Below are 18,553 nucleotides of genomic sequence, written 5' to 3'. Positions count from 1 at the left end.
TCAGGGTAGCTCCAGCCCACCACTGGCCTTGTGCAGGGCGCGCAGATGTTCGCCGAGGGCGACCAGGTTGGCCTCGTTGGCTTCCAGTTCGGCCAGGCGCTCGGGTTGCAGCAGGTTGCGTACTTCCCCGTCGAGCTCGTCGCTGAGCTGGCGCAACTGCTGCTGGCGGTCACGGCTGCTGGCCTCGAGACGCTCCCATTCCTGCTGTTGCGGCAAGCCGTAGCCACCTTCGAGCAGTTCGGCCGGGCGGCTGAGGAAGCCACTGTTGGCGAGAATTTGCTCCAGCGCGGCACCGGCCTTGTTCAGGCTCGGGTCTCCAGCTGCACGGCCTGTGAGGTAGCGGCGCTTGAGTTCGTCCTGAGCCAGCAGCAGTTGCCGGCGCAGCGCGGCCTGCTCCAGTAGCAGCAGGGCGGCGCTGGCGCGCAGGTCGGCCTGGGTGAACCAGTTGCGCCGCGTTTCGGCTGGTTGTTCCAGCCAGGTTTCGACGCTGTCCTGAGTGATTGGCAAGCGTTCTCGCAGCACCTTGAACATGGCCTGGTAACGCTCGCGGAAGGAGTCGAAGCGATAGCCCAGGCGTAGCGCCTCGCGCGGATCGTCGAGCACGGTGGTATCAGCCAAGCCACGGGCATCCATCAATTCCAGCAGGCCGTTGGGCAGGATGCTATCGAGTGCATGCAGGCGTGGGTTGTCGGTACCGCTGCGCAGCAACTTGAGGGTTTCTACCGCGCAGTTGTTGGAGACGAAGTAGTAGTCGCCGTCATAGCTCCAATGCTGTTCGGCAGCGCGTGCCACCAGTTGCTTGACCTCGTCGCGCGACAGGCGCAGCGGCACCGAGGCCAGGCTGCGCAGCTCGACCTTGGTGTATTCGTCGATCACCTGCTCCAGGGGCAGAACGAACAGGCGTGATGGATAGACGCCGGTCAGGCCGTCCCAGCTCGACAGTTGCAGGTCACCGACGAAGGCGCGGTAGGACAGTACCAGGTGGTGCTCGAGATCCAGGCGGCAGTCCGGGCCACGCGGTCGGCCCGGTGCGCAGACTACCAGACGCAGCATGCTGTGGCCCCAGCGGCTCATCCAGGCATCGTTGGCCTCGGCGAGCAGGTAGTCGACTTCATATACGTGCTCCGGGTCGAGTCGGCCCAGGGGCTGAACGGCAAAGTCACGACCGGCATTGAGGTAGGGGTAGTCGCTGGTGCAGGCCTCGCTGGAGGGCGCCCAGTCGAAGTGCTCGCGGAAGTAGCGCGCCAGCGAGGGGCGGCGGCAGGTATAGCTGGGGTCGAGCAGGAAGTACTCGAGGTTGACCGCGACGAATTCCAGCGCATTGGTCAGCTCGTAGCTGTCCGGGCTGCGCGCGACCTGGCCGTTGTTCAGATCGCGCGCGCCACGCTGGCCGACACGTTGCTGCCAGCCGGCCAGATCGAGCAGGCGCGGGTCATCGCTGAGGGTGAAGCGTCGCTCGGTCTGGCCACGACAGTCCTCCGGCAGCCCAACTGGGCCCGTGGAGCTGATGCGATGTCGGCATTGAGTGATATGGCGGCGCTCGGCCGCAGACCAGAGTCGGGCGCGGTCGTAGAGGTGGGTCAGTTCATGCAGCAGGGTGGCCAGCAGTTCCTGGCGCTGGGTGCCATGTGGGCGACCGGTGCGATTTTCTGCCGCCGAGCCGTCGACCAGCTTCGGCAGGAGTTCGGCGTTGAGCTCAATACCGCTGAAGCGCCCGACCTGGCCGTAGACCTCTGCGGGCATTGCGGTGCGCCAGCGGACCCTCACTTCACGGTCCAGACGCTGGACGAAGCGCGGGGGCAATGCCGCCATGGCCTCGTCAAGCAGGGTCTGGCTTGCCTGGCGTTCGGCAGGATCAAGATCGCTGTCGTCCAGCGTCAGACGCAGCTGCGCCTGGGCGCCGCCTGCGGCAAGCGCCAGCAGCGCGACGCAGCACCAGGCGGCGAGGTGGATCACAGAGCGAGAATAGCTTCGGCCAGTTGCAGATCGCTGGCGGTCTGCGCTTGTGGCAGCTGCTGGCGGATGGTCTGTAGCGCAGCTTCCAGTTGTGCGCCACGAATCTCACCGGCACTGGCGACGAAGCTGGCCGCATCGTCACGGGCCTGCACCACGGCTTTCATGTCGCGCAGCGAGGTGGTGGTGTCGGACGTGAAGTTGATGCTGCGATCCAGGGCGCGCACCACGATGTTACTGGTGGCGACCACGGATTGTGCCTGGGCGATGCCGCTGAACAGGGCGCAGGCGGCGACGGCGATGACGAATGAACGACGCATGATAAGTAGCTCCGAGAACTGCAGAACGGACGATTTGACGCGGACAGGCCGGCGCGGTTCCCCGCGACCAGGCAGGTAGACGAAGTTTACGGGGCCAGGCAGCGCCGGTCAGCAGCGAGCTGATCGGTAGACGTGTGCAAAGTTTTCACAGACTGAGGATGGCCTGAGCCAGGGCCAGGTCATCCGCTGTCGCCAGCTCGCCATCGTGACGGCGGATATACGCCAGGGCCGCCTCGAGCCGCGCGCTGCGGATCGCCCCATCACTGGCGACGAAACTGGCGGCGTCATCACGGGCCGCGCGCAGCTGTTTCATGTCGCGCAGCGAGCTGGTCGCGTCCGATGTGCCCTCGACGGTGCCGGCCAAGGCTGCTCCCAGGGTATCAGTGGTCGCGACCAGGCTGCTGGCGCAGGCGGTGCCTGCCAGCCCTAATGAAAGAAGCGCTGCAATCAGGAATTTGTTCAGGTGCATATGGGGTAACTCCGGTAGGGCGGGACGCTATTCTGCCCGCATCCGCAGCTTAGCCCAACGGCATTCCCAGCTCCATCGCTGGCTCAGCGCCAGAAGGGCTTGGCCAGTTCCTGCTCACGCTGAGCTGTGCTGATGCCGGCGTCAGCCAGTTGTTGCTCATTGAGCAAGGCAAGCTGCCGACGAGTCCGGCGGTTGCGTTGCCAGTGACGCAGCGTCGAGTAGAAACCGAGCCAGTGCAGGGGCTTGTTGTGTGCAGGGTGCGAGAATTGTTCGTGAGTGCGGTCCATGGCGTTCTCCTGTCGAGAGACAAGGGTGGCAGCTCATGGTCTCGCAAGCGCTCGTAAACGAGCAGATACAACCGGGGGGAATTGTGCGGGGGCAGTGGCGGTTTTATGGCAACTGTACTGCTCGCTCGGGCGATGACTGTTGCAGATAAAACGAAAGCCCCACCGCAGCAGAGACGGTGGAGCTCTCAGAAGATCCCAACTTGGGATGGAGCAAAGCGAGGGAGTTAACGCCAGAACGGCTTCTGCAGTTCGACGTAACGCTGATTTTCACTGATGCCGGCGTCAGCGAGCAGGCGGGCATCCAGTCGAGCCAGTTGACGACGGCTGACGATGCGGCGCTGCCACAGGCTGAGGGTGGCGATAGCGCGGAGCAGCCAGGCCGATTTGTCGCTGGCAGCACTGTGGGTTTGGAGCAGGGCGGAACTGAGGGTACGTTCCATGGTGGGCATCCTTCCGCTTGTGGCGGCGCTGGTGTTTGCTTTCGATGGGCAAATTATCCCGAGCGCAGTGATGGCTCAGTAGTCACAGCTGAATGAAATTGTTGTGCTATTAGATAGGTTGCTTTGTAACTGTTCGGTCAGGAATCGATATAACTGTACTGTCCATAAGTGAAAAGACTGGGTGCAACCGTTTGAGGCGAGATTATTCACTAGGTGCAACCCATTTATCTTGGCATTTAAAGCAGTACAGTTTGGAATTGATCTGTTGCGATGATTGACCTGAAAATCAGCTTTTTTGCTGGCTTCATAAACAGGAAACCCGGCGCATGGCCGGGTTTCCTGTCTGACTGGTCAGAGCTTATTCCACGGCTTTGACCATGTCTTCGATGACCTTCTTGGCATCGCCGAAGACCATCATGGTTTTGTCCATGTAGAACAGTTCGTTGTCCAGGCCGGCGTAGCCGCTGGCCATCGAGCGCTTGTTGACGATCACGGTCTTGGCTTTGTACGCCTCGAGGATCGGCATGCCGGCGATCGGCGACTTCGGATCGTTCTTCGCCGCTGGGTTGACCACGTCGTTGGCGCCGAGCACCAGCACCACGTCGGTCTGACCGAACTCGGAGTTGATGTCCTCCATCTCGAACACCTGCTCGTAAGGCACCTCGGCCTCGGCCAGCAGCACGTTCATGTGGCCCGGCATACGGCCGGCGACCGGGTGGATCGCGTACTTAACAGTCACGCCACGGTGGGTCAGTTTCTCGGCCAGTTCCATCAGTGCGTGCTGGGCGCGGGCCACGGCCAGGCCGTAGCCGGGCACGATGACCACGGTGTCGGCGTTGGTCAGCAGGAAGGCGGCGTCGTCGGAAGAGCCCGATTTGACGCTGCGCTGTTCCTGGCTGCCGCCAGCGGCACCGGCATCAGCATCGGCACCGAAGCCACCGAGGATGACGTTGAAGAACGAACGGTTCATCGCCTTGCACATGATGTACGAGAGGATGGCGCCCGAAGAGCCGACCAGGGACCCTGCTACGATCAGCATCGAGTTGTTCAGCGAGAAGCCGATACCGGCGGCGGCCCAGCCCGAGTAGCTGTTGAGCATCGACACCACCACCGGCATGTCGGCGCCGCCGATAGGGATGATGATCAGCACGCCAATGACGAAGGCAAGGGCCACCAGCACAGCGAAGGCGGTGATGTCGCCGGTGAAGGTGTAATACAGGCCCAGGCCGAGAATCGCCAGACCGATCACCAGGTTGACCAGGTGTTGCCCCTTGAACACGACAGGCGCGCCCTGGAACAGGCGGAACTTGTACTTGCCAGACAGCTTGCCAAAGGCGATCACCGAACCGGAGAAGGTGATGGCACCGATGGCGGCGCCGAGGAACAGCTCCAGGCGGTTACCGGATGGAATCGCATCACCCAGCGCGGCGACGATGCCCAACGACTGCGGCTCGACGACAGCGGCAATGGCGATGAACACAGCCGCCAGGCCGATCATGCTGTGCATGAAGGCGACCAGTTCCGGCATCTTGGTCATCTCGACGCGCTTGGCCATGATGGTGCCGACACTGCCGCCGACCAGCAGGCCGACGATGACGAAGCCCAGGCCCTGAACGGCCAGCTCGCTGCCGAGTTTGTAGATCAGGCCGACGGTGGTCAGCACGGCGATGGCCATGCCGATCATGCCGAACAGGTTGCCGCGCCGCGACGTGGTCGGGTGCGACAGGCCCTTGAGCGCCTGGATGAAGCACACCGAGGCGACGAGGTAGAGAACAGTGATCAGGTTCATGCTCATGGTCAGTGTTTCTCCACAGGCGCCTTGGGCGCTTTCTTCTTGAACATTTCCAGCATGCGTCGGGTGACCAGGAAGCCGCCAAATACGTTGACTGCGGCCAGTGCCACGGCCAGGGTGCCCATGGTCTTGCCCAGTGGGGTGACGGTGAGCGCGGCGGCCAGCATGGCGCCGACGATCACGATGGCGGAAATGGCGTTGGTCACGGCCATCAGCGGGGTGTGCAGGGCCGGGGTGACGTTCCACACCACGTGGTAGCCGACATAGATGGCGAGCACGAAGATGATCAGGTTGTAGATGCCGTCGGAAATCAGATCCATGTCCCTACTCCTTAGCCGTTCTTGCGCACGACTTCGCCGGCATTGCACATCAGGCAGGCCGCGACGATGTCGTCTTCGAGGTTGAGCTGGAACTGGCCTTCCTTGTCGATCACGAGCTTGAGGAAGTCCAGCAGGTTGCGTGCGTACAGGGCGGAAGCGTCTGCCGGCACCAATGCAGCCAGGTTGGTGTGGCCGACGAAGGTCACGCCATGCTTGACCACCACATTGTCGGCTTCGGTCAGCGGGCAGTTGCCGCCCTGTGCGGCGGCCAGGTCGATGACCACGGAGCCGGGCTTCATTTCGGCCACTGTGCTCTCGTGGAGTAGCGTCGGTGCTTTGCGGCCCGGAATCAGTGCAGTGGTAATGACGATATCGGCCTGCTTGGCGCGTTCGTGCACTGCCTTGGCCTGACGCTCCATCCAGGACTGCGGCATCGGCCGGGCATAGCCGCCCACGCCTTGCGCGCACTCACGTTCCTCGTCGGTCTCGAACGGTACGTCGACGAACTTGGCGCCGAGCGACTCGATCTGCTCTTTGACTGCCGGGCGCACGTCGGAGGCTTCGATCACTGCGCCCAGGCGCTTGGCCGTGGCGATGGCCTGCAGACCGGCAACACCGGCACCGAGAATCAAAATACGCGCGGCCTTAACGGTACCGGCAGCAGTCATCAGCATCGGCATGAAGCGCGGATAGTGATGGGCTGCCAGCAGTACGGCCTTGTAGCCGGCGATATTGGCCTGCGAACTCAGTACGTCCAGGCTCTGCGCACGAGAGGTGCGCGGTGCGGCCTCCAGGGCGAAGGCGGTGACGCCGCGAGCGTTCATGCGTGCGATGGTCTCGTTGCAGAACGGGTTGAGCATGCCAACCAACACTGCACCGGCTCTCATATGAGCAAGCTCGGCGTCGGTCGGTGCGACCACCTTGAGCACGAGGTCTGCGCCAAACGCGGCAGAGTCGTTGCCAATGGTCGCGCCAGCGGCCTCGTAAGCGCTGTCTGGAATGCTGGCGCTGATGCCTGCGCCGGCCTGGACGGTCACCTGATGACCTTGGCCGACCAGCTTCTTGATGGTCTCTGGGGTCGCGGCAACCCGCGTCTCCCCGGCATGGGTTTCGAGAGGAACACCGATGTGCACTTCTAATCTCCTGCGTGATCTTTTTTGTGAACCGGGGCACTGCGCTGGCGCGCCGGCGATTGGGGATCAGCACATAACCCGCCGGAGGTGGCGAGCGCGGCGATTGTGCAATCGAACGCAAACCCTTACAAGAAGTTATGGAGTAAAAAAAATTCATTACTACAAGTAATGGGTCTATGAGGGATTTTTATACTGCCCGCAGCCCGCGCAGGTTAAGGCTGGCAGCAAGTTCCGCGCAGCTTATAGGGCGGCATAGGCAGTCACGCACAGGATGACCGCTGGTCGAATCGGGAGGCGTGTGGAGAGTAATGAACGATCTGTTCAAAATAGTGCTATAGCCCGAAAGTAGTGGTTTCTATGCACTTTTCCTGGATAATCTTTGTAGCGTGACTGTTTTCTTGCTACGTGTTCTGATTTTGGGCGTATCTATTTACATTGAGCTTAAAGAGATCGTGCTCTGACGATGATCATACGTCTCGATAGGCGGCGGCCTGGGCCAGGAGCCAGTCTCGAAAGGCCTTCAGTGCAGCAGACTCGGCCTTGCGCTCTGGCACCATCAGGTAATAGGCGCGGTCGTTGTTTGGTACGGCGCGGTCGAAGGCAATCACCAGACTACCCTCTTCCAGTTCGCGCTGGATCAGGAAGGGTGGGATCAGTGCAATACCCATTTCATGCTGAGCGGCCTGCGCCAGCATGGAAAACAGTTCCAGTCTTGGGCCGGTCATGTCGCGAGCCACGCTGATGCCTTGGGCGGCGAACCACTGGCGCCACGCATAGGGGCGGGTGGTCTGCTGCAGCAGGGGTAGCGCGGCGATGCGCTCGACTGTCGCCGGGGTTTCGCTCAGCAATGCGGGGCTGCAAACCGGCAGCAGGTGTTCGTGCATCAGAAAGTGGGCCTCGGTACCTGACCACTCGGCATCACCGTAATAGATGGCTGCATCGAAGTGGGTGTCGGCGAACAGGAAGGGCCGGGTACGGTTGGTCAGGTGTACTGTCACTTCCGGGTGCAACTGCTGAAAGGCACGCAGGCGCGGGAGCAGCCACTGGGTGCCAAAGGTCGGCACCACCGCCAGCTCGATGCTGGTGGTGCCTTGAGTGCCCATCAGCGCCAGGGTGTCGCGCTCCACGGCATCGAGTTGTGCCGCCACCTTGCGGCTGTAGGCGACGCCCGCTTCGGTCAGGACCACACCGCGTCGCGAGCGACGGAACAGTTCCACACTGAGAAAGCTCTCCAGTCCGCCGATTTGCCGGCAAATCGCACTCTGCGTGAGGTTGAGCTCATCGGCCGCCTTGGTGAAGCTCTGGTGACGGGCGGCGGACTCGAAGGCGACCAGGGCGGCGGTGCTGGGGATCTTGCGACGCATTGATGCAAAAGCCTCACTCATGAGCGGTATTTATGGCTTGTTAAGCTAGCTCGAAGTGAGAAAAAAGCACAGGTCTGTGCAAAATCTGCGTTTGTCCATTGCCTGAGGCCGGCCTAGGATCAATGACATTCCGGGTCGGCTGGATCGACCGCTCACACCCTGCTTCGAGGTTTCTCGTAATGGCCAAGGCAAGCTTCAACTGGATCGACCCGCTGCTGTTGGATCAGCAACTGACTGAAGAAGAGCGCATGGTGCGCGACAGCGCCCAGCAGTTCGCCGATGACAAGTTGGCGCCGCGTGTGCTGGAAGCCTTCCGTCATGAGCAGACCGATCCGAAGATTTTCCGTGAGATGGGCGAAACCGGCTTGCTGGGAGCGACCATCCCCGAAGCCTACGGCGGCAGTGGTCTGAATTATGTGTGCTACGGCCTGATCGCGCGCGAAGTGGAGCGCATCGACTCTGGTTACCGCTCGATGATGAGCGTGCAGTCGTCGCTGGTGATGGTGCCGATCAATGAGTTCGGTAGCGAGGCGACCAAGCAGAAGTACCTGCCCAAGCTGGCCAGCGGCGAGTACATCGGCTGCTTCGGCCTGACCGAGCCGAATCATGGTTCCGACCCTGGCGCCATGGTCACGCGCGCCAAGAAGGTCGAAGGCGGCTACCGCCTGACCGGCAGCAAGATGTGGATCACCAATAGCCCGATCGCCGATGTCTTCGTGGTCTGGGCCAAGGATGATGCTGGCGAGATTCGCGGCTTCGTCTTGGAAAAAGGCTGGGAAGGCCTCTCTGCCCCGGCGATTCATGGCAAGGTCGGCCTGCGCGCGTCGATCACTGGCGAGATCGTCATGGACAACGTGTTCTGCCCTGAAGAGAACGCCTTCCCTGATGTGCGTGGCTTGCGCGGCCCGTTCACCTGTCTGAACTCTGCGCGCTATGGCATCAGTTGGGGTGCGCTGGGCGCTGCCGAGTTCTGCTGGCACACCGCGCGCCAGTATGTGCTCGATCGCAATCAGTTCGGTCGCCCGCTGGCGGCCAACCAGTTGATTCAGAAGAAGCTGGCCGATATGCAGACCGAAATCACCTTGGCTCTACAAGGCTGCCTGCGCCTCGGACGAATGAAGGACGAAGGCACTGCTGCGGTGGAAATCACCTCGATCATGAAGCGCAACAGCTGCGGCAAGGCGCTGGACATCGCCCGCATGGCGCGCGACATGCTCGGTGGTAACGGCATCAGCGACGAGTTCGGCATTGCCCGTCACCTGGTCAACCTTGAAGTGGTCAATACCTACGAGGGCACCCATGACGTGCATGCGCTGATCCTCGGTCGCGCGCAGACCGGCATTCAGGCGTTCTTCTGAAGGCTCGCGCCTCTCACTGATCCATGGTGCGCGTGGCGCACCCTACGGAGAAGCTCATGTCCGGTGCTCTATCCCATATCCGCGTGCTTGATCTATCTCGGGTGCTAGCTGGCCCTTGGGCCGGACAAATATTCGGCGACCTCGGTGCTGAGGTGATCAAGGTCGAGCGTCCGGGCTCGGGCGACGACACCCGGCATTGGGGGCCTCCTTATATAAAGGATGCCGAGGGTAGTGATTCGCGTGAGGCGGCCTACTTCCAGAGCGCCAATCGCAACAAGCAGTCGCTGACTCTCGATTTCACTCAGCCCGAAGGTCAGCGCCTGGTGCGTGAGCTGGTCGCGCAGTGCGATGTACTGCTGGAAAACTTCAAGGTCGGCGGCCTGGCGGCTTATGGGCTCGACTACGAGTCGCTGAAGGTGATCAACCCAAGGCTGATCTACTGCTCCATTACTGGCTTCGGCCAGACCGGGCCCTATGCCAAGCGCGCTGGTTATGACTTCATGATCCAGGGCTTGGGTGGCTTGATGAGCCTGACCGGACGGCCGGAAGATGAAGAGGGTGCCGGGCCGATGAAGGTCGGCGTGGCGCTGACCGACATCCTTACGGGGCTCTATGCGAGCGTGGGTGTTCTGGCTGCGTTGAATCAGCGTGAGCAATCCGGTATCGGCCAGCATATAGATGTGGCGTTGCTCGACGTGCAGGTCGCCTGCCTGGCCAACCAGGCCATGAACTACCTGACGACAGGCCTATCACCCAAGCGCCTGGGCAATGCCCACCCCAATATCGTGCCCTACCAGGATTTCCCCAGTGCCGATGGCAACTTCATCCTGGCGGTGGGCAACGACTGGCAGTTCCGCAAGTTCTGCGAGGTGGCGGGTATTGCGACTCTTGCCGATGACCCGCGCTTTGTCACTAATAAGGCCCGGGTTGCCCATCGTGCCGAGTTGATCCCGCTGTTGCGCCAGGCCACGGTATTCAAGACTACGGCGCAGTGGATCGAGTTGCTGGAAAAGGCTGGCGTGCCCTGTGGGCCGATCAATGATCTGCAGCAGGTGTTCGCCGACCCTCAGGTTAAGGCGCGGGGGCTGCGTCTCGATCTGCCCAACGCGCTGGGGAGTCGGACTCCGCAGGTCGCCAGTCCGCTGCGCCTGTCTGCAACGCCAGTGGCCTATCGTTCGGCTCCGCCACTGCTGGGCCAGCACACCGATAGCCTGCTGCAGAGGTTGCTTGGCATGAGTGAGACGCAGATTGCCGAGTTACGCGAGGCAGGGGTTCTCTGAGCCTCTATATATAGTCGGCAGAGTAGTTGATTCGATTTACGTAATTATTTGCACGTCAGGGGGTTTACAGCTCGTCGTGCTCATGTAGAATGCGCGCCACTTCAGCGGTGAAGCGCTTCAAAAACTTCTTGTTAATCAATAAGTTAAGTTGAATGAAGGGCTTGCAAAACTGGATCTGGCGTGTAGAGTGCGCGCCGGTCGACAGGGCGGTGGTAAGGCTCTGTTGGAGGTTCGGTCGAATGGATCGAAAGCGGTAGAAAAGAGGTGTTGACAGCGGTTTTGAACGCTGTAGAATGCGCCTCCCGCTGGAGAGAAGAAGTTCAGATCGAAGGCGCAAGTGGTTGAGTAGAAAGAAGTTTCTCCGGAAACAAATTCGAAAAACAGCTTGACAGATAGAGAGGCTGCTGTAGAATGCGCGCCTCGGTTGAGACGAAAGGCTTAACCAACTGTTCTTTAACAACTGAATCAAGCAATTCGTGTGGGTGCTTGTGAGGTAAGACTGATAGTCAACTGATTATCAGCATCACAAAGCAACACTCGTTAATTCGAGAGTTACCTTTCATTAATTTGAAAGTTTTGCGATTGCTGAGCCAAGTTTAGGGTTTTCTCAAAACCCAAGCAGTATTGAACTGAAGAGTTTGATCATGGCTCAGATTGAACGCTGGCGGCAGGCCTAACACATGCAAGTCGAGCGGATGAGAGGAGCTTGCTCCTTGATTTAGCGGCGGACGGGTGAGTAATGCCTAGGAATCTGCCTGGTAGTGGGGGATAACGTCCGGAAACGGGCGCTAATACCGCATACGTCCTACGGGAGAAAGCAGGGGACCTTCGGGCCTTGCGCTATCAGATGAGCCTAGGTCGGATTAGCTAGTTGGTGAGGTAATGGCTCACCAAGGCGACGATCCGTAACTGGTCTGAGAGGATGATCAGTCACACTGGAACTGAGACACGGTCCAGACTCCTACGGGAGGCAGCAGTGGGGAATATTGGACAATGGGCGAAAGCCTGATCCAGCCATGCCGCGTGTGTGAAGAAGGTCTTCGGATTGTAAAGCACTTTAAGTTGGGAGGAAGGGCAGTAAGTTAATACCTTGCTGTTTTGACGTTACCGACAGAATAAGCACCGGCTAACTTCGTGCCAGCAGCCGCGGTAATACGAAGGGTGCAAGCGTTAATCGGAATTACTGGGCGTAAAGCGCGCGTAGGTGGTTCGTTAAGTTGGATGTGAAAGCCCCGGGCTCAACCTGGGAACTGCATCCAAAACTGGCGAGCTAGAGTACGGTAGAGGGTGGTGGAATTTCCTGTGTAGCGGTGAAATGCGTAGATATAGGAAGGAACACCAGTGGCGAAGGCGACCACCTGGACTGATACTGACACTGAGGTGCGAAAGCGTGGGGAGCAAACAGGATTAGATACCCTGGTAGTCCACGCCGTAAACGATGTCAACTAGCCGTTGGGTTCCTTGAGAACTTAGTGGCGCAGCTAACGCATTAAGTTGACCGCCTGGGGAGTACGGCCGCAAGGTTAAAACTCAAATGAATTGACGGGGGCCCGCACAAGCGGTGGAGCATGTGGTTTAATTCGAAGCAACGCGAAGAACCTTACCTGGCCTTGACATGCTGAGAACTTTCCAGAGATGGATTGGTGCCTTCGGGAACTCAGACACAGGTGCTGCATGGCTGTCGTCAGCTCGTGTCGTGAGATGTTGGGTTAAGTCCCGTAACGAGCGCAACCCTTGTCCTTAGTTACCAGCACGTTATGGTGGGCACTCTAAGGAGACTGCCGGTGACAAACCGGAGGAAGGTGGGGATGACGTCAAGTCATCATGGCCCTTACGGCCAGGGCTACACACGTGCTACAATGGTCGGTACAAAGGGTTGCCAAGCCGCGAGGTGGAGCTAATCCCATAAAACCGATCGTAGTCCGGATCGCAGTCTGCAACTCGACTGCGTGAAGTCGGAATCGCTAGTAATCGTGAATCAGAATGTCACGGTGAATACGTTCCCGGGCCTTGTACACACCGCCCGTCACACCATGGGAGTGGGTTGCTCCAGAAGTAGCTAGTCTAACCTTCGGGGGGACGGTTACCACGGAGTGATTCATGACTGGGGTGAAGTCGTAACAAGGTAGCCGTAGGGGAACCTGCGGCTGGATCACCTCCTTAATCGAAGACATCAGCTTCTTCATAAGTTCCCACACGAATTGCTTGATTCATAGTCGAAGACGATGCTGTAACGCGACCCTGTTATAGGTCTGTAGCTCAGTTGGTTAGAGCGCACCCCTGATAAGGGTGAGGTCGGCAGTTCAAATCTGCCCAGACCTACCAATTGCTTGGTGCAGAAGAATACGGGGCCATAGCTCAGCTGGGAGAGCGCCTGCCTTGCACGCAGGAGGTCAGCGGTTCGATCCCGCTTGGCTCCACCACTCTCTACGCGGTTACGGTGAGAAGAGAAAGAGTTCAGAAATGAGCGCTTCAGGGTAGACCTGGCGAGTGCTGATTTCTGGTCTTTTGACCGGTACGAATATCGTTCTTTAAAAATTTGGATATGTGATAGAAGTGACTGATTAATTGCTTTCACTGGCAATTGATCTGGTCAAGGTAAAATTTGTAGTTCTCAAGACGCAAATTTTCGGCGAATGTCGTCTTCACGATTGAGACAGTAACCAGATTGCTTGGGGTTATATGGTCAAGTGAAGAAGCGCATACGGTGGATGCCTTGGCAGTCAGAGGCGATGAAAGACGTGGTAGCCTGCGAAAAGCTTTGGGGAGTCGGCAAACAGACTGTGATCCAGAGATCTCTGAATGGGGGAACCCACCCGGCATAAGCCGGGTATCTTGTACTGAATCCATAGGTGCAAGAGGCGAACCAGGGGAACTGAAACATCTAAGTACCCTGAGGAAAAGAAATCAACCGAGATTCCCTAAGTAGTGGCGAGCGAACGGGGACTAGCCCTTAAGTTGATTTGAGTGTAGTGGAAGGCTCTGGAAAGTGCCGCCGTAGTGGGTGATAGCCCCGTACACGAAACGCTCTTATCAATGAAATCGAGTAGGACGGGGCACGAGAAACCTTGTCTGAACATGGGGGGACCATCCTCCAAGGCTAAATACTACTGACTGACCGATAGTGAACCAGTACCGTGAGGGAAAGGCGAAAAGAACCCCGGAGAGGGGAGTGAAATAGAACCTGAAACCGTATGCGTACAAGCAGTGGGAGCCTACTTTGTTGGGTGACTGCGTACCTTTTGTATAATGGGTCAGCGACTTATATTCAGTGGCGAGCTTAACCGAATAGGGGAGGCGTAGCGAAAGCGAGTCTTAATAGGGCGCTTTAGTCGCTGGGTATAGACCCGAAACCGGGCGATCTATCCATGGGCAGGTTGAAGGTTAGGTAACACTGACTGGAGGACCGAACCGACTACCGTTGAAAAGTTAGCGGATGACCTGTGGATCGGAGTGAAAGGCTAATCAAGCTCGGAGATAGCTGGTTCTCCTCGAAAGCTATTTAGGTAGCGCCTCGTGTATCACTGCTGGGGGTAGAGCACTGTTTCGGCTAGGGGGTCATCCCGACTTACCAAACCGATGCAAACTCCGAATACCAGCAAGTGTCAGCACGGGAGACACACGGCGGGTGCTAACGTCCGTCGTGAAAAGGGAAACAACCCAGACCGTCAGCTAAGGTCCCAAAGTTATGGTTAAGTGGGAAACGATGTGGGAAGGCTTAGACAGCTAGGAGGTTGGCTTAGAAGCAGCCATCCTTTAAAGAAAGCGTAATAGCTCACTAGTCGAGTCGGCCTGCGCGGAAGATGTAACGGGGCTCAAACCATACACCGAAGCTACGGGTTCATCCTTTGGATGAGCGGTAGAGGAGCGTTCTGTAAGCCTGTGAAGGTGAGTTGAGAAGCTTGCTGGAGGTATCAGAAGTGCGAATGCTGACATGAGTAACGACAATGCGAGTGAAAAACTCGCACGCCGAAAGACCAAGGTTTCCTGCGCAACGTTAATCGACGCAGGGTTAGTCGGCCCCTAAGGCGAGGCAGAAATGCGTAGTCGATGGGAAACGGGTTAATATTCCCGTACTTCTAGTTACTGCGATGGAGGGACGGAGAAGGCTAGGCCAGCACGGCGTTGGTTGTCCGTGTTTAAGGTGGTAGGCTGAGATCTTAGGTAAATCCGGGATCTTAAGGCCGAGAACTGATGACGAGCGTTCTTTTAGAATGCGAAGTGGTTGATGCCATGCTTCCAGGAAAAGCTTCTAAGCTTCAGGTAACTAGGAACCGTACCCCAAACCGACACAGGTGGTTAGGTAGAGAATACCAAGGCGCTTGAGAGAACTCGGGTGAAGGAACTAGGCAAAATGGCACCGTAACTTCGGGAGAAGGTGCGCCGGTGAGGGTGAAGTATTTACTACGTAAGCCCATGCCGGTCGAAGATACCAGGCCGCTGCGACTGTTTATTAAAAACACAGCACTCTGCAAACACGAAAGTGGACGTATAGGGTGTGACGCCTGCCCGGTGCCGGAAGGTTAATTGATGGGGTTAGCGCAAGCGAAGCTCTTGATCGAAGCCCCGGTAAACGGCGGCCGTAACTATAACGGTCCTAAGGTAGCGAAATTCCTTGTCGGGTAAGTTCCGACCTGCACGAATGGCGTAACGATGGCGGCGCTGTCTCCACCCGAGACTCAGTGAAATTGAAATCGCTGTGAAGATGCAGTGTATCCGCGGCTAGACGGAAAGACCCCGTGAACCTTTACTATAGCTTTGCACTGGACTTTGAGCTTGCTTGTGTAGGATAGGTGGGAGGCTTTGAAGTGGGGACGCCAGTTCTCATGGAGCCATCCTTGAAATACCACCCTGGCAACCTTGAGGTTCTAACTCTGGTCCGTTATCCGGATCGAGGACAGTGTATGGTGGGTAGTTTGACTGGGGCGGTCTCCTCCCAAAGAGTAACGGAGGAGTACGAAGGTGCGCTCAGACCGGTCGGAAATCGGTCGTAGAGTATAAAGGCAAAAGCGCGCTTGACTGCGAGACAGACACGTCGAGCAGGTACGAAAGTAGGTCTTAGTGATCCGGTGGTTCTGTATGGAAGGGCCATCGCTCAACGGATAAAAGGTACTCCGGGGATAACAGGCTGATACCGCCCAAGAGTTCATATCGACGGCGGTGTTTGGCACCTCGATGTCGGCTCATCACATCCTGGGGCTGAAGCCGGTCCCAAGGGTATGGCTGTTCGCCATTTAAAGTGGTACGCGAGCTGGGTTTAGAACGTCGTGAGACAGTTCGGTCCCTATCTGCCGTGGACGTTTGAGATTTGAGAGGGGCTGACCTTAGTACGAGAGGACCGGGTTGGACGAACCTCTGGTGTTCCGGTTGTCACGCCAGTGGCATTGCCGGGTAGCTATGTTCGGAAAAGATAACCGCTGAAAGCATCTAAGCGGGAAACTTGCCTCAAGATGAGATCTCACTGGAGCCTTGAGCTCCCTAAAGGGCCGTCGAAGACTACGACGTTGATAGGTTGGGTGTGTAAGCGCTGTGAGGCGTTGAGCTAACCAATACTAATTGCCCGTGAGGCTTGACCATATAACACCCAAACAATCTGCCCTCAAAGCAGAGGGTGTCGATGGTGAAGTCGACAGAAAGCCGAAAATTTGCAAGAACTACAAATCATCTATCACGTATCCAAGGGATAGCGTCTCGCGACGACATCCCAACCGAATTGCTTGACGACCATAGAGCGTTGGAACCACCTGATCCCATCCCGAACTCAGTAGTGAAACGACGCATCGCCGATGGTAGTGTGGTGCTTCACCATGTGAGAGTAGGTCATCGTCAAGCTCCTATACGAAACCCCAGATCGCGAAAGCGGTCTGGGGTTTCTTCTTTGCAGCGCGGAAAGCACGCTTAGGCCATCACGTTGGGGTACCGGCCAAGGCGCGGTTATCGCGGGGCGCATGGCCCGCATCTAAGGGATGCCGGCGTTTGATTCCTCTTGAACAGCTTGCCCTGCAGGTTAGTTGATATCTTTTTACGTCGTTCTTCTTACTTCAAGCCAGATAGGCGGCCAGTGCGGCGTGCCGTGCTAGACTCGCGCGCTTTCGATCTGTAGTGACTTCTTGCCGTGCCTCACGCCGCTCTCGCCCATCCGCCGCGCTGGCTCACCAATGCCCAGTTGCATCCGCAGCCTTGTGCCGGTGTGCGCGACTGGCTGTTCAACGAGGATTCGCTGACCCGGCGCCTGACCGCGCTATCCGACGACGGCTTCTCGGTGACGCCGCTGCAGGAAGGCTGGCAGTGCCTGCGCAGTGACGAGTGCGCACTGCTCGGCGTGGCCGATGGCAGCCAGGGTTGGGTGCGCGAGGTGTATCTGCGTGGCCATGGGCAAGCCTGGGTATTCGCCCGTAGCGTTGCCGCACGCAGTGCGCTGGAAGGTTCCGGCTTGAATCTGGCCGAGCTGGGCAGTCGCTCGCTGGGCGAGCTGCTGTTCAGTGACCGGGCCTTTGATCGGGGCGAGTTGCAAGCCTGCCGTTATCCAGCGGCCTGGCTGCCGCAGGAGGTGCGCGAAGAGCGCCTGTGGGCGCGGCGTTCGTGCTTCAGCCGGGGGCCGTTGGGGGTGCTGGTAGCAGAGGTATTCCTGCCAGACTTCTGGCGAGCGGCGGGCATCGAGGCCTAGCGTTCGCATTACCATTGTCTACTCAGGCTAATGCCTGTTGTTTGTCAGGCACATGGCGTACTGCTTCGCGAGTACGCCCTACACGCTGCATGGATGCGGGAGGTAAAGCGACGCAGGAAGCCAAAGCCGAGTATGCTCTACGCGTTGAACCGCTTGTGGCGGTGAGCATCGCCGCTAAAGCGCCTCCCGCACACGCTTCCTCGTATAATCCGCGCTACCTGCACGGAGACGCCTCGATGTACACCCGCCTGCTGCAATCGACCACCCGCCTGCACCCGCGCGCCTGGGATTTCATTCAGTTGATGCGCCTGGACAAGCCCATCGGCATTTATCTGCTGCTGTGGCCGACCTTGTGGGCGCTGTGGGTGGCGGCCGAAGGCGTGCCGAGCGCGAAGAACCTGTTCATTTTCGTCGTCGGCGTGATCCTCATGCGGGCCGCCGGTTGCGTGATCAACGACTACGCCGACCGCAACTTCGACGGCCACGTCAGCCGTACCAAGGCGCGCCCTCTGGCCAGCGGCAAGGTCAAGCCGCGCGAGGCGCTGGCGCTGTTCGCCGTGCTGGTGGCGCTGAGTTTCGTGCTGGTGTTGTTCACCAATGCCACTACCATCTGGCTGTCTTTCGGCGGCTTGGCCCTGGCTGCCTGCTACCCCTTCATGAAGCGCTACACCTTCTACCCGCAGGTGATGCTCGGCGCGGCCTTCTCCTGGGGCATGCCGATGGCCTTCACCGCCGAAACCGGCAGCCTGCCGCCGGAGGCCTGGCTGCTGTACATCGCCAACCTGCTGTGGACCGTGGCCTACGATACCTACTACGCCATGGCCGACCGTGAGGACGACCTGAAGATTGGGGTGAAATCCACGGCCATTCTGTTCGGTGACGCCGACCGGCTGATCATCGCCATCCTGCAGGGGCTCACACTGCTCTGCCTGCTGCTGGCTGGCGCGCGCTTCGAGCTGGGCCTGTACTTCCACCTCGGTCTGCTGGTGGCCGCCGCCTGCTTCGCATGGGAGTTCCACGTGACCCGCCGTCGCGAGCCGTTGGTGTGCTTCAACGCCTTCCTGCACAACCACTGGGCAGGGCTGGCGATCTTCATCGGGATCGTGCTGGATTACGCGTTGCGTTAAGTGCTGCCGCGCATCTGTCATATCGTTGCAATAATTTCGTTAT

At 58.8% G+C, this 18,553-nt stretch carries 13 protein-coding genes, 2 tRNA genes and 3 rRNA genes; 9 read left to right on the top strand and 9 right to left on the bottom strand.

All coding sequences use genetic code 11. From position 1 onward, the window contains the following. The 9 genes from AAEQ75_RS07700 to AAEQ75_RS07660 form a co-directional block, all read right to left on the bottom strand. A complete protein-coding gene (locus tag AAEQ75_RS07700; protein WP_343351445.1) occupies positions 1-1,956 on the bottom strand; it encodes a DUF4105 domain-containing protein in 1,956 nt (651 codons plus the stop codon). After that, positions 1,953-2,273, bottom strand: coding sequence for a DUF2388 domain-containing protein (locus AAEQ75_RS07695; protein ID WP_106734204.1), 321 nt, complete (start codon positions 2,271-2,273; stop codon positions 1,953-1,955). Before AAEQ75_RS07695 ends, AAEQ75_RS07700 begins: the two co-directional genes overlap by 4 nt. A gap of 145 nt (positions 2,274-2,418) precedes the next feature. Beyond that, positions 2,419-2,742 carry a DUF2388 domain-containing protein gene (locus AAEQ75_RS07690; RefSeq protein WP_256834093.1) on the bottom strand — a complete coding sequence of 108 codons (324 nt, stop codon included), beginning with the start codon at positions 2,740-2,742 and terminating at the stop codon, positions 2,419-2,421. 83 nt (positions 2,743-2,825) lie between these two features. Next, on the bottom strand, positions 2,826-3,029 hold the full coding sequence (locus AAEQ75_RS07685) for a DUF1127 domain-containing protein (RefSeq protein ID WP_343351443.1): 204 nt from the start codon (positions 3,027-3,029) through the stop codon (positions 2,826-2,828). A gap of 224 nt (positions 3,030-3,253) precedes the next feature. Continuing rightward, positions 3,254-3,469, bottom strand: coding sequence for a DUF1127 domain-containing protein (locus AAEQ75_RS07680; protein ID WP_143505621.1), 216 nt, complete (start codon positions 3,467-3,469; stop codon positions 3,254-3,256). 358 nt (positions 3,470-3,827) lie between these two features. After that, on the bottom strand, positions 3,828-5,264 hold the full coding sequence (locus AAEQ75_RS07675; protein WP_106734207.1) for an NAD(P)(+) transhydrogenase (Re/Si-specific) subunit beta: 1,437 nt from the start codon (positions 5,262-5,264) through the stop codon (positions 3,828-3,830). A 2-nt stretch (positions 5,265-5,266) separates the two neighbouring features. After that, a complete protein-coding gene (locus tag AAEQ75_RS07670; RefSeq protein ID WP_058171402.1) occupies positions 5,267-5,581 on the bottom strand; it encodes an NAD(P) transhydrogenase subunit alpha in 315 nt (104 codons plus the stop codon). An 11-nt stretch (positions 5,582-5,592) separates the two neighbouring features. Continuing rightward, positions 5,593-6,714 carry a Re/Si-specific NAD(P)(+) transhydrogenase subunit alpha gene (locus tag AAEQ75_RS07665; protein WP_343351438.1) on the bottom strand — a complete coding sequence of 374 codons (1,122 nt, stop codon included), beginning with the start codon at positions 6,712-6,714 and terminating at the stop codon, positions 5,593-5,595. Positions 6,715-7,181: 467 nt separating this feature from the next. Next, positions 7,182-8,078, bottom strand: coding sequence for a LysR family transcriptional regulator (locus AAEQ75_RS07660; RefSeq protein ID WP_343351437.1), 897 nt, complete (start codon positions 8,076-8,078; stop codon positions 7,182-7,184). 179 nt (positions 8,079-8,257) lie between these two features. On the opposite strand from AAEQ75_RS07660, the gene AAEQ75_RS07655 reads away from it, so the two are divergent. The 9 genes from AAEQ75_RS07655 (at position 8,258) to ubiA (ending at position 18,510) form a co-directional block, all read left to right on the top strand. Continuing rightward, the gene (locus AAEQ75_RS07655; RefSeq protein WP_106734210.1) at positions 8,258-9,436 is read left to right on the top strand and encodes an acyl-CoA dehydrogenase; all 1,179 of its coding nucleotides are present in this window, start codon (positions 8,258-8,260) and stop codon (positions 9,434-9,436) included. A 56-nt stretch (positions 9,437-9,492) separates the two neighbouring features. Then, positions 9,493-10,716 (top strand): CaiB/BaiF CoA transferase family protein, encoded by a 1,224-nt coding sequence (locus tag AAEQ75_RS07650; protein ID WP_343351436.1) that lies wholly within the window; start codon positions 9,493-9,495, stop codon positions 10,714-10,716. A gap of 626 nt (positions 10,717-11,342) precedes the next feature. Continuing rightward, positions 11,343-12,879 (top strand): 16S ribosomal RNA (locus AAEQ75_RS07645). Between the two features lie 85 nt (positions 12,880-12,964). After that, positions 12,965-13,041 (top strand) — tRNA-Ile (locus tag AAEQ75_RS07640). 22 nt (positions 13,042-13,063) lie between these two features. Next, positions 13,064-13,139 (top strand) — tRNA-Ala (locus tag AAEQ75_RS07635). Positions 13,140-13,400: 261 nt separating this feature from the next. After that, positions 13,401-16,293: ribosomal RNA gene (locus tag AAEQ75_RS07630) — 23S ribosomal RNA — on the top strand. Positions 16,294-16,432: 139 nt separating this feature from the next. Next, a 5S ribosomal RNA gene (rrf, locus tag AAEQ75_RS07625) occupies positions 16,433-16,548 on the top strand. Together the 16S, 23S and 5S rRNA genes with 2 tRNA genes alongside form the textbook arrangement of a ribosomal RNA operon. A gap of 283 nt (positions 16,549-16,831) precedes the next feature. Continuing rightward, entirely contained in the window at positions 16,832-17,383 is a 552-nt protein-coding gene (locus AAEQ75_RS07620) for a chorismate--pyruvate lyase family protein (protein ID WP_343351434.1), read from the top strand. 236 nt (positions 17,384-17,619) lie between these two features. Continuing rightward, entirely contained in the window at positions 17,620-18,510 is an 891-nt protein-coding gene (ubiA, locus tag AAEQ75_RS07615) for a 4-hydroxybenzoate octaprenyltransferase (RefSeq protein WP_343351432.1), read from the top strand. Positions 18,511-18,553 lie beyond the last annotated feature (43 nt).

This window comes from Pseudomonas sediminis (genome assembly GCF_039555755.1).
In the GTDB taxonomy this organism is placed as follows: Bacteria; Pseudomonadota; Gammaproteobacteria; order Pseudomonadales; family Pseudomonadaceae; genus Aquipseudomonas; species Aquipseudomonas mendocina_D.
Note: the sequence above shows the minus strand (reverse complement) of the source record. Positions and strands in the feature narration are given on the sequence as shown.

Bases quoted from the DNA above. Each gene is read 5' to 3' on its own strand.
- AAEQ75_RS07695 (WP_106734204.1), bottom strand. From the start codon at position 2,273: ATGCGTCGTTCATTCGTCATCGCCGTCGCCGCCTGCGCCCTGTTCAGC.
- AAEQ75_RS07690 (WP_256834093.1), bottom strand. From the start codon at position 2,742: ATGCACCTGAACAAATTCCTGATTGCAGCGCTTCTTTCATTAGGGCTG.
- AAEQ75_RS07685 (WP_343351443.1), bottom strand. From the start codon at position 3,029: ATGGACCGCACTCACGAACAATTCTCGCACCCTGCACACAACAAGCCC.
- AAEQ75_RS07680 (WP_143505621.1), bottom strand. From the start codon at position 3,469: ATGGAACGTACCCTCAGTTCCGCCCTGCTCCAAACCCACAGTGCTGCC.
- AAEQ75_RS07675 (WP_106734207.1), bottom strand. From the start codon at position 5,264: ATGAGCATGAACCTGATCACTGTTCTCTACCTCGTCGCCTCGGTGTGC.
- AAEQ75_RS07670 (WP_058171402.1), bottom strand. From the start codon at position 5,581: ATGGATCTGATTTCCGACGGCATCTACAACCTGATCATCTTCGTGCTC.
- AAEQ75_RS07660 (WP_343351437.1), bottom strand. From the start codon at position 8,078: ATGCGTCGCAAGATCCCCAGCACCGCCGCCCTGGTCGCCTTCGAGTCC.
- AAEQ75_RS07655 (WP_106734210.1), top strand. From the start codon at position 8,258: ATGGCCAAGGCAAGCTTCAACTGGATCGACCCGCTGCTGTTGGATCAG.
- AAEQ75_RS07650 (WP_343351436.1), top strand. From the start codon at position 9,493: ATGTCCGGTGCTCTATCCCATATCCGCGTGCTTGATCTATCTCGGGTG.
- ubiA (WP_343351432.1), top strand. From the start codon at position 17,620: ATGTACACCCGCCTGCTGCAATCGACCACCCGCCTGCACCCGCGCGCC.